Annotated in this window: 12 protein-coding genes; 10 read left to right on the forward strand and 2 right to left on the reverse strand. The window is 75.4% G+C overall.

The window, feature by feature from the left end:
• The first annotated feature begins 39 nt into the window (after positions 1–39).
• The 7 genes from ABZ899_RS06500 to ABZ899_RS06530 are packed head-to-tail and all read left to right on the forward strand — an operon-like array spanning position 40 to position 6,122.
• Positions 40–822, forward strand: a complete 783-nt coding sequence (locus tag ABZ899_RS06500) for a CoA transferase subunit A (RefSeq protein WP_361341622.1) — start codon at positions 40–42, stop codon at positions 820–822.
• Positions 822–1,481 (forward strand): CoA transferase subunit B, encoded by a 660-nt coding sequence (locus tag ABZ899_RS06505; protein ID WP_361341625.1) that lies wholly within the window; start codon positions 822–824, stop codon positions 1,479–1,481. The genes ABZ899_RS06500 and ABZ899_RS06505 overlap by 1 nt, the downstream gene beginning before the upstream one ends.
• Entirely contained in the window at positions 1,478–2,251 is a 774-nt protein-coding gene (gene pcaH / locus ABZ899_RS06510) for a protocatechuate 3,4-dioxygenase subunit beta (protein WP_361341628.1), read from the forward strand. The genes ABZ899_RS06505 and pcaH overlap by 4 nt, the downstream gene beginning before the upstream one ends.
• Before the next feature lie 3 nt (positions 2,252–2,254).
• Complete coding sequence (gene pcaG, locus ABZ899_RS06515; RefSeq protein ID WP_361341631.1) at positions 2,255–2,860, forward strand: protocatechuate 3,4-dioxygenase subunit alpha; 606 nt, start codon at positions 2,255–2,257, stop codon at positions 2,858–2,860.
• Positions 2,857–4,155: a 3-carboxy-cis,cis-muconate cycloisomerase gene (gene pcaB / locus ABZ899_RS06520; RefSeq protein ID WP_361341634.1), complete on the forward strand. Its 1,299-nt coding sequence runs from the start codon at positions 2,857–2,859 to the stop codon at positions 4,153–4,155. The genes pcaG and pcaB overlap by 4 nt, the downstream gene beginning before the upstream one ends.
• A complete protein-coding gene (pcaD, locus tag ABZ899_RS06525; protein WP_361341637.1) occupies positions 4,152–5,285 on the forward strand; it encodes a 3-oxoadipate enol-lactonase in 1,134 nt (377 codons plus the stop codon). The genes pcaB and pcaD overlap by 4 nt, the downstream gene beginning before the upstream one ends.
• 45 nt (positions 5,286–5,330) lie before the next feature.
• Entirely contained in the window at positions 5,331–6,122 is a 792-nt protein-coding gene (locus ABZ899_RS06530; RefSeq protein ID WP_361341640.1) for an SDR family NAD(P)-dependent oxidoreductase, read from the forward strand.
• Between the two features lie 6 nt (positions 6,123–6,128).
• On the opposite strand, the gene ABZ899_RS06535 is transcribed toward ABZ899_RS06530, so the two are convergent.
• On the reverse strand, positions 6,129–8,798 hold the full coding sequence (locus ABZ899_RS06535; protein ID WP_361341642.1) for an AAA family ATPase: 2,670 nt from the start codon (positions 8,796–8,798) through the stop codon (positions 6,129–6,131).
• A 354-nt stretch (positions 8,799–9,152) separates the two neighbouring features.
• On the opposite strand from ABZ899_RS06535, the gene ABZ899_RS06540 reads away from it, so the two are divergent.
• Positions 9,153–10,103: a DUF2510 domain-containing protein gene (locus ABZ899_RS06540; protein WP_361341645.1), complete on the forward strand. Its 951-nt coding sequence runs from the start codon at positions 9,153–9,155 to the stop codon at positions 10,101–10,103.
• Positions 10,104–10,250: 147 nt separating this feature from the next.
• On the opposite strand, the gene ABZ899_RS06545 is transcribed toward ABZ899_RS06540, so the two are convergent.
• Entirely contained in the window at positions 10,251–10,865 is a 615-nt protein-coding gene (locus tag ABZ899_RS06545) for a TetR/AcrR family transcriptional regulator C-terminal ligand-binding domain-containing protein (protein WP_361341648.1), read from the reverse strand.
• A 233-nt stretch (positions 10,866–11,098) separates the two neighbouring features.
• Here ABZ899_RS06545 and ABZ899_RS06550 point away from each other — a divergent pair, with 233 nt between their 5' ends.
• Positions 11,099–11,917 (forward strand): phosphatase PAP2 family protein, encoded by an 819-nt coding sequence (locus ABZ899_RS06550; protein WP_361341651.1) that lies wholly within the window; start codon positions 11,099–11,101, stop codon positions 11,915–11,917.
• The gene (locus tag ABZ899_RS06555; RefSeq protein WP_361341654.1) at positions 11,914–12,921 is read left to right on the forward strand and encodes a hypothetical protein; all 1,008 of its coding nucleotides are present in this window, start codon (positions 11,914–11,916) and stop codon (positions 12,919–12,921) included. Before ABZ899_RS06550 ends, ABZ899_RS06555 begins: the two co-directional genes overlap by 4 nt.
• The last annotated feature ends 2 nt before the right edge of the window (positions 12,922–12,923 follow it).

The following is a 12,923-nucleotide window of genomic DNA, read 5'->3' on the forward strand; positions in this document are numbered from 1 at the left end:
TCGCGGCGTCCTGCGCTCGGAAGAGATGAGGCATCTCGGATGGACAAGGTGGTCGCCACGGCCCTGGAGGCGGTGGCCGACGTCGGCGACGGGGCGTCGCTCGCCGTGGGGGGCTTCGGCCTGAGCGGTGTGCCGAACGTGCTGATCCAGGCGGTGTACGAGCGCGGGGTGTCCCGGCTCGCGGTCGTCTCCAACAACTGCGGGGCGCTGGAGTCCGGGCTGGCCGTCCTGCTGTCGGCGGGGCGGATCGCCCGGGTCACCGGCTCCTACATCGGCGCGAACAAGGAGTTCGCCCGGCAGTACCTGTCCGGGGAGCTGGAGGTGGAGATGATCCCGCAGGGCACGCTGGCCGAGCGGCTGCGTGCCGGGGGCGCCGGCATCCCCGCGTTCTACACCCCGGCGGGCGTCGGGACCCAGGTCGCCGACGGCGGGCTGCCCTGGCGCTACGACGGTTCCGGCGGGGTCGCGCTCGCCTCGCCGCCGAAGGAGGTGCGCGAGTTCGACGGAACCGCGTACGTGCTGGAGCGCGGCATCCGCACCGACTTCGCGCTGGTGCGGGCCGCCCGCGGCGACCGGCACGGCAATCTGGTGTTCTCCAGGTCCGCCCGGAACTTCAACCCGCTGGCCGCGATGGCCGGGCGGGTCACGATCGCCGAGGTCGAGGAGCTCGTCGAGCCCGGCGGCATCGACCCGGACGCGGTGCATCTGCCGGGGATCTTCGTGCAGCGGGTCGTGGCGCTCACCCCGGAGCAGGCGGCGGACAAGCGCGTGGAGCGGCGCACGGTCTCCTCGCCCGCGGCGCACGGGACGGTGAGCGGCTGATGGCGTGGACCCGGGAGGAGATGGCCGCGCGGGCCGCCCGCGAGCTGCGGGACGGGCAGTACGTCAACCTCGGCATCGGGCTCCCGACGCTGATCCCGAACCATCTGCCGCCGGACGTCGAAGTGGTCCTGGAGTCCGAGAACGGCATCCTCGGCACGGGCCCCTACCCGGCGGAGGACGAGGTCGACCCCGATCTGATCAACGCCGGGAAGGAGACCGTGACCGTCCTGCCGGGCGCCTCCTTCTTCGACTCGGCGCTGTCGTTCTCGATGATCCGGGGCGGGCACATCGACGTGGCCGTCCTCGGCGCCATGCAGGTGTCGGAGCGCGGCGACCTGGCGAACTGGGCCGTCCCGGGCACGATGATCACCGGGATCGGCGGGGCCATGGACCTGGTGCACGGGGCCCGCACGGTCATCGTGGTGATGACCCACACCACCAAGGACGGCTTCCCGAAGATCCTGCGGGAGTGCACCCTGCCGCTCACCGGCACGGCGTGCGTGGACCGGATCGTCACCGACCTCGGCGTCCTGGACGTCACCCCGGACGGGCTGCGGCTCGTCGAGACCGCGCCCGGCGTCGACGCCGGGGAGATCGCCGCCCGCACCGGCGCCGGGCTGATCACGGACGCCCACGACCACCGAGGAACCACCCCATGACCCCCACCCAGCACGACATCGACCAGGAGATCGCCGCCGAGCGCGCCGCGTACCGGCAGCGGATCGCCGACGGGGCGCCGGTCGAGCACCATCCGCGCCGGGACTACGCGCCGTACCGGTCGTCCCTCCTGCGCCATCCGAAGCAGCCGCCGGTCGCCATCGACGTGACCAGGGATCCGGAGCTGGTCGAGCTGCACTCCCCCGCCTTCGGCGAGCGGGACGTCACCGGGATCGACAACGACCTCACCCGGCAGCACACCGGTGAGCCCCTCGGCGAGCGGATCACCGTCTCCGGGCGGCTCCTGGACCGCGACGGGCGCCCGGTGCGCGGCCAGCTCATCGAGATCTGGCAGGCCAACGCGGCCGGCCGGTACGCCCATCAGCGCGAGCAGCACGACGCCCCGCTGGACCCGAACTTCACCGGTGTGGGCCGCACCCTCACGGACGCCGACGGCCGGTACCACTTCACGACGATCCAGCCGGGCCCCTACCCGTGGCGCAACCACCTCAACGCCTGGCGGCCCGCCCACATCCACTTCTCGATGTTCGGCACGGCCTTCACCCAGCGTCTGGTCACCCAGATGTACTTCCCGGCCGATCCGCTGTTCCCCTACGACCCGATCATCCAGTCCGTGACCGACGACGCCGCCCGGCAGCGGCTCGTCGCCACGTACGACCACGACCTGTCCGTGCCGGAGTTCTCGATGGGCTACCGCTGGGACATCGTGCTGGACGGACCGCAGGCCACCCGGCTCGAAGAGGGGCGCTGAGCCGTGACGACGACCGACACGAACGGACCGGGCGGCGTGCCGCCCACCCCTTCCCACACGGTGGGCCCCTTCTACGGCTACGCGCTGCCGTTCCGCGGCGGCGAGGAGATCGCGCCGCTCGGGCACCCGGACACGATCACCGTGCACGGGTACGTCCTGGACGGCGCGGGCGTTCCGCTGCCCGACGCGTTCCTCGAGGTGTGGGGCGCCGCCCCCGACGGGAACGTCCCCGCCGTCGACGGCTCGATGCGGCGCGATCCGGCGAGCGGCGGGCATCTGGGCCGCAACGGCGTGGAGTTCACCGGCTGGGGCCGGGCGCAGACCGACACGGACGGGCACTGGTACGCGCGCACCCTGCGTCCCGGCGCCCGCGGGCCGAGCGCTCCGTATTTGAGCGTGTGCGTGTTCGCGCGCGGGCTGCTGGTGCACCTGTTCACCCGGATCTATCTGCCGGAGGACACGGCCGCGCACGCCGCGGACCCGCTGCTCGCGGGGCTGGACGCGGAGCGACGCGCCACGCTGGTCGCGCGCGACGAGGGCCGTGCCACGTACCGTTTCGACATCCGCCTTCAGGGCGAAGGCGAGACGGTCTTCCTGGAGTACCAGTGACTTCTGCCGCATCCGGCGACAGCGGACTGCTCGCCCCCGGCTGGACGGGCTCGGACGCGGCCCGCGCGACCGGCGACGTGGCGTTCCTGCAGGCCCTGCTGGACGCGGAGGCCGCCCTCACCCGCGCCCAGGCGGCCCTGGGTCTCGCCCCGGAGGAGGCGGCCCGCGCGGTGACCGGCGCGGCGGACGCGCGCCGCTTCGACGCGCGGGCGCTGGCCGAACAGGCACGCGCGGGCGGCAACCCCGTCATCCCCCTGGTCGGCGCGCTGACCCGGGCCGTCGGCGCGGAGCACGGCCCTTACGTGCACCGGGGCGCCACCAGCCAGGACATCATGGACACCGCGTCGATGCTCATGGCCGTGCGCGCCCTCGGCCCGGTCCTGGCCGACCTGGAGCGGACCGAGCGGGCGTTCGCCCGGCTGGCCGCCGCGCACCGCGACACCGCGCTGCCGGGGCGCACCCTCACCCAGCACGCCGTACCGACGACGTTCGGGCTGAAGGCGGCCGGCTGGCGGGCGCTGGTCCTGGACGCGCGGGACCGGACGACGGCCGTACGGGACGCGCTGCCCGCCCAACTCGGCGGCGCCGCTGGGACACTGGCGGCGTTCGGGGCGTTCGGGGCGAGCGACCCGACCGCGCTCCCGGCGGCGTATGCCCGGGAACTCGGTCTGTGCGCACCCGAGTTGCCGTGGCACACCCTGCGCACACCCGTCGCCGACCTCGCGGGGTGCCTCGCGTTCACGGCGGGGGCGCTCGGAAAGGCCGCCGTGGACGTGCTGACCCTGTCGCGCACCGAGATCGCCGAGGTCGCCGAGGTCAGCGGCGGCGGGTCCTCCGCCATGCCGCACAAGTCCAACCCCGTGCGCTCCACCCTGATCGCCGCCGCCGCCCGGCGGGCCCCCCAGCTCGCGGCCACTCTCTACGGCTCCCTGGTCGCCGAGGACGAACGGCCGGCCGGGGCCTGGCACGCGGAGTGGGAGCCGCTGCGGGACCTGCTGCGCCTGGTGGGCGGGGCGGCCCGCGACGCCGCCGGGCTGGCGGAGGGGCTGCGGGTGCGGCCGGACGTGATGCGTGCGCATCTGGACCTCACCGGCGGGGCGGTCGTCTCGGAGCGGCTGTCCGCCGAACTCGCCGCGGAGCTGGGCCGCGCCCGCGCCAAGGACCTGCTGACCCGGCTGGCCGCCGAGGGACGGCCGCTCGCCGAGGCCCCCGAGCTGGCCGGCGCCGACCTCGACCCGACGCACTACACCGGCTCCGCGGGAGCCCTCACCGACCGTGCACTGGAGCGACGTTGACCCTTCTCCACCATCGCATCGAAGGCCCCGCCTCCGCGCCCCCGCTGCTGCTCGGCCCCTCGCTCGGCACCTCGTACGCGCTGTGGGACGCGGTGGCGCCCGAGCTGTCCGCCACCCACCGGGTGATCCGCTGGGACCTGCCCGGCCACGGCCGCTCACCGGCCGGTCTGATCGGCGCCGGGGCGACGGTCGGTGACCTGGCGGGCCTGGTGCTCGCCCTCGCCGACTCCCTCGGCGTCGAGCGGTTCGCGTACGCGGGCGTCTCGCTCGGCGGTGCCGTCGGGCTGCACCTCGCGGTCCACCACCCCCAGCGGGTCGAGTCGCTGGCCGTGATCTGCTCGTCGGCGCACTTCGGCGGCGCCGCGCCGTGGGAGGAGCGGGCCGCGCGGGTACGGCGGGAAGGGCTGGCCGGGCTCGCCGACAGCGCGGACACCCGCTGGTTCACCCCCGGCTTCACCGTGCCGCGGCTGGTCCGCGACCACCGCGAGGCGGACCCCGGCGCCTACGCCGCGTGCTGCGACGCCCTGGCCGCGTTCGACCTGCGGGACCGGGTGGACCGCGTCACCGCGCCCGTCCTGCTGGTCGCGGGGCGGGAGGACCCGGCGACGCCGCCCGCCCACCTGCGGGAGATCGCGGACGCCGTGCCGGGAGCCACGCTCGTCGAGATCCCGGGCGCCTCGCACCTGGCCCCGGCGGAGCGCCCGGAGGCCGTGCTCACCGCGCTGCGCGCCCATCTGGGCGGCGACGGCGCGCGGGGCATGGCGGTGCGCCGCGAGGTGCTGGGCGACGCGCACGTGGACCGGGCGCAGGCCCGCCAGAACGCGTTCACCGCGCGCTTCCAGGACTTCATCACGCGCTACGCCTGGGGGGAGGTCTGGACCGACCCGACGCTCAGCAGGCGCGAACGCAGCCTGATCACCCTGACGGCGCTGGTCGCGCACGGGCATCACGACGAGCTGGCCATGCACGTCAGGGCGGCCCGGCGCAACGGGCTGACGCCGGACGAGATCGGGGCCGTCCTGCTCCAGACGGCCGTGTACTGCGGGGTGCCGGCGGCGAACGCCGCGTTCGCCGTCGCCCAGCGGGTGCTCACCGAGAAGTCCGACGCGGACTCCGGCACCGCCGGATGACCCGGGCGGCGCGCACGAGCCGTCGTGCGTGCCTACGGTGAGGGCATGTCCACGCTGCTGCTCACCGGCGCCACCTCAGGGCTCGGCCGTCACCTCGCCTTCGAACTGGTCCGCGCCGGGCACCGGGTGCTCGCCCACGGGCGGGACGCCGGCCGCACGGAACGGCTCGTCGAGGAGCTGCGGGCCGTCGGGGAGGCCGACGGATACGTGGCCGACCTGGCGTCGCTCGGCCAGGTGCGGGAGCTGGCGGCGCACGTCGCGGGCGACCACCCCGAGCTGGACGTCCTGGTCAACAACGCGGCGGTCGGCGGCGGACCGGACCGCACCCGCCGGGAGCTGAGCGCCGACGGGCACGAACTGCGGCTCGCGGTGAACTACCTGGCGCCGGTGGTGCTGACCCGGGCGCTGCTGCCGGTGCTGCGCGCGAACGCGCCGGCCCGGATCGTGAACGTCGGCTCCGCGGGCCAGGAGCCGCTGGACCCGGGCGACCCCGAGATGACCCGCGGCTACGAGGGCGTGGCGGCGTACTGCCGCAGCAAGTTCGCTCTGGCGGTCCATACGTTCGTCCTCGCCGGGGAGCTGGCCGGCACGGGCGTCTCGGTGAACGTGGTGCACCCGGCGGCGCACATGGACACGGCGATGGTCCGCGACAGCGGCCTCACCCCCCGGCGCACGGTCGCCGACGGCGCCCCCGGCGTCCTGGCGCTCGCCACCCGGGATCTGGGCTCGGGCGGCTACTTCGACGGCACGTCGCCCGCCCGGGCCCACCCGGCCGCCTACGATCCCGCCACCCGTGCGCGGCTGACCGCCGTCACCGAGCAGTTGCTGAGGCTGTGACCGGGCTCAGACCAGGCCGGTGGCCAGCGCCGTCTCGGCCTGGCGCACCAGACCGTCCGCGCCGCACGAGCGGGCCAGCGTCAGTCCGCGCCGCAGCTCCACGGCGGAGCGGGCGGCCAGTCCGTACTCGACGCGGGCGACGGCGTGCTCGTACTGGCAGGGCGACGCCTCCAGATAGGTGACGGCCCGCTCGGCGAGGCGCACCGCCCGCTGCCCGGTCTCCAGTGCGGCCGCGCAGCGCAGAGCCTCGCCGATCGCGGTGTCGGTGCCCAGGCGTTCGGCGCGCCGGCGGACCTCGGCGGCCAGCCGTGCGGCCCGCGCGGGGTCCTCGTTGGCGAGGGCGCGGGCGAGGTCCACGGCCCAGGGGACGAGGACGGGGTTGTGGTGGCCGCGGACGGCGGCCGCCTTCTCGGCGGCCTCCAGTTCGTTGACGCCCTCCTTGGTCCGGCCGACGGCGAGCAGCAGCCGGCCGCGGACCGCGCGCGGGTCCGGCAGGACGATGGTGGACGGATAGGGCGGGGCGAAGCCGTACCGCTCGGCGATGTCCCAGGCCTCCTCGACATGGCCGCGGGCGAGCAGCGTGTCGACGAGGTTGCAGGTCGCGGACCAGTGCAGGGGCAGCCGCCGGCCGACGCGCTCGGCGAGCGCCAGCGACTGGCGCAGCGACGCCTCGGCCTCCGGGAGCCGGCCGCGCCTGCGGTGCCCGAGGCCCACGTAGGCATGGGCCAGGGCGAGATGGCCGCCGCTCCAGCCGACCGACTCGTAGGCCCGCAGTGCCTCGTTGTACAGGGTCTCGGCGCGGTCGAGGCGGTCCGTGAAGGCGTAGGCGCTGGCCAGCATCATCGGCAGCTCCAGGCCCCACTCGGGGTCGGTCCAGCCGAGGCCGGGGGCGAGGCGGCCGTTGACGAGGGCGCGGTCGCACACCTCGGCGACCTCCTCGGCGTTCTCGCCGCGGGCCATGGCGTCGAAGCCCCGCAGGATGAACAGGGCACGCTCGGAGTTGTCCCGGCCGGTGCACGTGGCGGCCAGCTCGGCGAGACGCGCGGAGCGCCCGGGTGAGGCGGCCTCGCCGTGGATGCCCTCCCACATGAACTGCACGGCCTGGAGCCGCAGCCGGGTGGGTCCGCTCTGCCGGGCGGCCTCCGCCTCGACGGTACGGACGGCCTCCTCCAGCTGGTCGTTGTGGAGCAGGGCCTGGGACAGGCGGTAGACGGCGTCGACGCGGTCGTCGCCGTCCAGGCCGGGCAGGGCGAGGGCCCGCTGGAGGTGGTCGATGGTGACGGCGGGCGCGGTCAGCAGGGTCGCGCAACCGAGTTCGTGCAGCACATGGGCGTGGATCTCGGGACGGGGCGGCTCCACCAGGGCGCGCTCCAGACAGCGGCGGGCCGCGTCGGGGGCGCCGACGGCCAGGTGCTCGCGGGCGGCTTCGCGCAGTTGCTCGACGAGTTCCTCGTCGCTGTCGGGGTGGACCTCCAGGAGGTGGCGGGCGGCGACCGCGGCGCCCCGGCCGTTGTCGGTGACGACGCGGGCGGCGATGCCGTGCATGGCGGTGCGCAGGGCGTCCGGGATGGAGTTGTAGACGGCGGTGGCGATCAGCGGGTGGACGAACTGGAACTCGCCCTCGTCGGGCTGCACCCCGGCCGGGTCGAGTTCGGTGAGGATGCGGGAGCTGCGCAGGAGTTCGGCGCAGCGCACGGCGTCGTCGACGCTCATCGTGGCCAGCTCGGCCACCAGGTCGACGGTGATGCCGGTGCCGAGGATGGCGGCGGCCCAGGCGAACCGGGTGGCCTCGATGCCGAGTGTCTCCAGGCGGGCGACGAGGCCGCCGCCGCGCGCGGCGCGGTTCAGGGCGCGCAGTTCGCCGGCCGTCGCCTCGGTCGGCTCGAACTCGTTCTCCTGGACCTTGGCGAGGAGTTCGACGGTCTCGTACGGGTTGCCGCCGGTGACGGCCCAGACCTCGCGGCAGAACGCGGCGTCGGCGTGGGTGCCGAGGGTGGCGCGGGTGAGTCCGGCGGTGGCCTCGGGGGTGAGGGCGCTGAGGGTGGCGACGGAGGTGCCGGCGGCGGCGATGGCGTCGAGGTGGCGGGCGCTGTCGCCGCTGACCTCGCCGGGGCGGCGGGCCACGACGACCAGGACGTTCTGCTCGTCGAGGCGTTCGCTGAAGGCGGCGAGCCAGCGCAGGGTCTCCTGGTCGGCCCAGTGGGCGTCGTCGATCAGCAGCACCAGCGGCCACTCGCGCCGGGCGAGCCGGCGGACGGCGGCGACCAGTCCGTCGCAGACGCCCTGCGGGTCGGCCTGCCGCTCACCGGGGTCCGTTATGCCGAGGGCGGGGCCGGCGATGTCGTACCAGTCGCCGAGGTACTCGCGGGCCTCCTCCGGCATCAGCGACAGCAGCGCCGGCTGGAGCAACTGCCGTACGACGTTGAACGGGACGGAGCTGAGGGTCTCGCCGCCGCGGGCGGACCAGACGGTGCAGCCGCGGGCCTCCGCGATACGGCGTGTTTCGGCCAGCAGGGTGGTCTTGCCCAGTCCGGCCTCGGCCCGGAGCACCAGCAGGCTGCCCGCGGAGGACTCGTCCGCGCACAGCCGGTCCAGGGCCCGCCCGATGGCGGCGACTTCCTCGTCGCGCTCCCAGAGGGAGGCCGAGGCGGCCCGCGTGGGCCGTACCTCCGTCATCCCGCTACCTCCCCAAGTCGCCCGGACGACGTACAGACCCCGAGCGTAGCCCTCCGGCGGACCGAATGGAGAGCGGTCGGGGCACCTGTTGCCGCGACGGGTGACGGCTGGTGCGGGCGGGCGACGGGAAGGGGCCGCGACATGGCCGTTGTCGACTGAATGACAGTCAAATTCCGGCCAGAAAAGGGCAGTCGGGGGTTACGCCGGGGATCGCGCGCCCGGGCCGCCCGATGGCTTCCCGGTCCGCCTTCCGGCCGGGCGGGCGCCCCCTCGCGCACCGGTCCCCCGGCCGGGGGCCGCCCCCGGGACCGGCCCTCTCATCCGGCTTTCACCCGCACCTCATACGGTGGGCGTATGACGCAGGTGACTCCTCCCGGCTGGTACCCCGACCCAGGCCGGCACAGTGACGGCCCGCCCACCGAGCGCTGGTGGGACGGCAGCGCGTGGACGGACCAGGTCCGCCCCACGGGGACCGACGCCCAGGCGGGCCCGCCGGCCGGCGGGGCGTATCCGGCCTACCCCGCGCACCCCGGCTATCCCGGCCAGGTGCAGCCCGGCGGCCGGCGCGGGCTGCGGACCGGGATAGCCGTCGGAGTGGCGGCGGTGGTCCTCGCGTGCATCGGCGTCGGCGTGTACGCGCTGACGGCCGAGGACGGCCCGGGCGGCACGGCGGCGGGCTCCCGGCAGGCCCCGGACCGTCCGGACCTGCCCGGCGGTCCCGGCGGGGGCTCGGGCGGCCCGTCGCGGGACCCGCAGGAGTCCGGGCCGCCGAAGGTGGAGAGCGGTTCGGTCACCGACCCGCTGAACGGGATCAGCCTTCCCGTGCCGGACGGCTGGTACGGGCAGCAGATCCGCGCCGGCGCGCAGGTGGCCTCGAAGGACACCTACCCGTGTCCCGCGCAGAAGTCCGAGACCTGTATGAAGGGCGGCGCCTACTCGGCCCCGGCGCTCGTGCTCCGCACCGCGGGCGACACCCCCGAGGAGGTCGCCAAGGCGGACATCGCGGCGAACGCGGAGGAGTCCTACGGCAAGGGCTACGGAAAGATCACCTCGCACAAGGTGCTGGCCTCCGAGGCCGTGACCGTGGCCGGGCGCAAGGGCTACCTGGTCCGCTGGCAGGCGGTCACCAGTGAGGGCTCGGACGGCTACGTCGAGTCGCTCGCCTTCCCGTCGCCGGCCTCCGACGGCAAGGAGATCGCGGTCGTCCGTCTCGGTGTCGACGTCGGCGAGGGCCTCGGTGTCCTCGACGAGATCACCGAGGGCATCGAGGTCTCCTCGGGCGGCGGCCCCGGCCAGGACGTGTGAGCGCGGCCCGGACGTGACACGGCCGGGTGGGGCGGCCCCTCCGCTCAAGGGGCACCCCACCCGGCCGGGTGGTGCGCGCCGCCCCCGTCCCCACGGTGCGGCGCCACAGGTCGCCGTCCGGTCATCCCGCGGACGGCGGCCTGGGTCTCAGGTGAGTCCGAGCGTGGGCAGCACCGCGGCCTCCACGAACCGGACGATGTACTCGGGGTCGGCGTCCTTGCCCTCCAGGACGGGACGGGCCCGCAGCACCCCGAAGATCTGGGCGGGGATGTAGTCGAGCGCCGGATGGTCGGCGGGCACCTCGCCCCGCTCGACCCCGCGGAGCAGGATCTGCTTGAGCGCGTCGATCTCGGGGTCGATGAGCGCCTCGCGCAGCGCCGTCCTGAGCTCCGGGTCCTGGGTGACGGCGTGGCCGAGGGCCTGCAGCAGCCGGGTGTCCTTGGCCGACCAGGCGCCCGCCGCGCGGGCGGCCTCCCTCAGGTCGTCGGCGAGGGTGCCGGTGTCGATCCCGTCGAAGCGGGTCTGCCGGCTGGCCCGCAGGGCGGCCGCGACGAACTGCGGCTTGGTCCGCCACTGCCGGTAGAGCGTGGCCTTGCTGCACCGGGTGCTGGCGGCGACGCCCTCCATCGTGACGGAGTCGTAGCCGCAGGCGCGGATCTGGTCGAGGACGGCGTCGAAGAACTCCTGCTCACGCTCCCGCGTGAGCTTGGAGCGGCGCGAGGCGGCGACCGTGTCCGGTCCGTCCGCGGCCTGCGACGTCATCTGCTCGTCTCCTCGCTCCGGGTGCGGCGCCCACCGTCGGAGGGGCCCGCCCTCCAGTGTGTCGCACATCTATCGATACGCCACTGTACCGGAACGCCGGCGTATCGGTACAGTGGCGTATCGGTACAGGTCCGTTTCGGAACGGGCACGTACCGATGAGTGTGCCGAGCCGGAGCAGTCCCCAGCCCGACAAGCTCGCCCAGCACCACCTACGTCAGCGAAGGGGCCGGGGGATGAATGCCCGCACCGAGCCTTCCCAGGAGCAGGCCGCACCACCGCGGCCACCGCTGGTCCGCGAACTCCTGCTCGTGGCGGGGTTCTTCCTCGCCTACAAGGCCGGCCGCCGACTGGCGACCGGCCACACCGTCGAGGCCTTCCGCAACGCGGACCGGCTGTGGGACATGGAACGCGCCGTCCACCTGCCCGGCGAGGGCGCGGTGCAGCACCTCCTGCTGCACGGCGACACCCTCGTGCGGGTGGCCAACACCTACTACGCGACCGTCCACTTCCCGGCCACCCTGGCCTTCCTGGTCTGGCTGTACCTGCGGCGCCCCGCGCACTACGTCTGGGCCCGCCGGGTCCTGACGGCCGTCACCGGCGCCGCCCTGCTGCTGCACCTGGCGTTCCCGCTCGCCCCGCCGCGCATGCTCGCCGCGACCGGGCTGCTCGACACCGCCCGCCTCTACGGCCCCTCCGTGTACGGCCCGCCGCAGAGCGACAGGCTCTCCAACCAGTTCGCGGCGATGCCGTCGCTGCACTTCGGCTGGGCCCTGATGGTGGCGCTCGGCCTGATCGCGGTCACCCGGTCGCGCTGGCGCCTGCTGTGGCTGCTGCATCCCGCGCTGACCCTGCTGGTCATCGTGGGCACGGCCAACCACTACTGGCTCGACGCGCTCGCGGCGACGGTCCTGCTGGGCCTCGCGTTCGCGCTGCTCCCCCGCCCCGGCCGCACGGCCACCACGGCCGGCGGGGGCGCCGGACGGCTCCTGCCGGCACCCCGCAGGGGCGAGGCCGCCGGCCGGGACGCCGTCCTCGTGGGAGCGGGACGATGACCGCCACCGCGCTCGCCGTCGCGCTGTCCCTGGTCTCCGCCGTCGCCTACGCCACCGCCGCCGTCGCCCAGGAGCGGCTGGCCTCCCGCAGCGCCGGCTCCGGCCTGGTGCGGCTGCTGGGCTCGGGCGCCTGGTGGGGGACGGTGCTGCTCAACGCCACCGGTGCCCTCCTGCACGTCATAGCCCTCAAGTACGGCCCGCTGACGGTCGTGCAGCCGCTCGGCGCGCTCACGCTGGTGGCCGCGGTGCCGCTCGGCGCGCGCCTGGCGGGCCGCCGGGTCGGCGCCGTCGAGTGGCGCGGCACGGCTCTGACGCTGACCGGTCTGGCCGCGATCCTCGTGACGGCGTCCGGGTCGGCGCCCGACGACGTGCTGAGCACTCCCGAGGCGATCGGGGTCGCGGCGGTCACCGTGGCCCTGACCGGTCTGCTGGCGTGGCCGGGCGCCCGGCCGGGCCTGCGGCACGCGACCGCGTCCGGCTTCGCCTCCGGGGTCGCCTCGGCGCTCACCCAGACGGTGACGGTGGCCGCCACCGACCACTCCGCCCCGCTGCTCAGCCTCCAGGTCACGGGCGTGGCCGTGCTGGTGGCCTCGCTCGCGGCGAGCGGACTGCTGCTGTCGCAGACCGCCTACCGGGGCGGTCTCGGCGCCCCGCTCGCGGTGGTCACCCTCGCCAACCCGCTCGCGGCGGCCGTGATCGGCCTCGTCCTGCTCGGCGAACGGCTGCGGGGCGGCCCGGCCGGTGTGCTGGCCGCGCTGGCCGGGGCGGGCCTGGCGTCCTGGGGTGTGGTGCTGCTCACCCGCGCCGCGCCCGCACCGGCCGGCCCCGCGACCGCGGCGGAATCCGCCGACAACGCGCACCCCGCGGCCGTCCCGGCCGCGGCGGAGTCCGCGGACGAGGCGCACCCCGTGGCCGCCGTCCTGGCCCTGGGGCCCGAGTCGGCGGCCCCGGAGCGGGTGGTGGTGCCCCGGCAGCCCGGTCCGGGGCACCTCACCCCCTTGTGAGC

It is taken from the genome of Streptomyces sp. NPDC046859, assembly GCF_040645135.1.
Classification (GTDB): Bacteria; Actinomycetota; Actinomycetes; order Streptomycetales; family Streptomycetaceae; genus Streptomyces.

Excerpts from the sequence above, each read along its gene's own strand:
- ABZ899_RS06505 (WP_361341625.1), top strand. The coding sequence starts at position 822 with ATGGCGTGGACCCGGGAGGAGATGGCCGCGCGGGCCGCCCGCGAGCTG.
- ABZ899_RS06535 (WP_361341642.1), bottom strand. The coding sequence starts at position 8,798 with ATGACGGAGGTACGGCCCACGCGGGCCGCCTCGGCCTCCCTCTGGGAG.
- ABZ899_RS06540 (WP_361341645.1), top strand. The coding sequence starts at position 9,153 with ATGACGCAGGTGACTCCTCCCGGCTGGTACCCCGACCCAGGCCGGCAC.
- ABZ899_RS06555 (WP_361341654.1), top strand. The coding sequence starts at position 11,914 with ATGACCGCCACCGCGCTCGCCGTCGCGCTGTCCCTGGTCTCCGCCGTC.
- ABZ899_RS06545 (WP_361341648.1), bottom strand. The coding sequence starts at position 10,865 with ATGACGTCGCAGGCCGCGGACGGACCGGACACGGTCGCCGCCTCGCGC.
- ABZ899_RS06500 (WP_361341622.1), top strand. The coding sequence starts at position 40 with ATGGACAAGGTGGTCGCCACGGCCCTGGAGGCGGTGGCCGACGTCGGC.
- ABZ899_RS06550 (WP_361341651.1), top strand. The coding sequence starts at position 11,099 with ATGAATGCCCGCACCGAGCCTTCCCAGGAGCAGGCCGCACCACCGCGG.
- pcaH (WP_361341628.1), top strand. The coding sequence starts at position 1,478 with ATGACCCCCACCCAGCACGACATCGACCAGGAGATCGCCGCCGAGCGC.
- ABZ899_RS06530 (WP_361341640.1), top strand. The coding sequence starts at position 5,331 with ATGTCCACGCTGCTGCTCACCGGCGCCACCTCAGGGCTCGGCCGTCAC.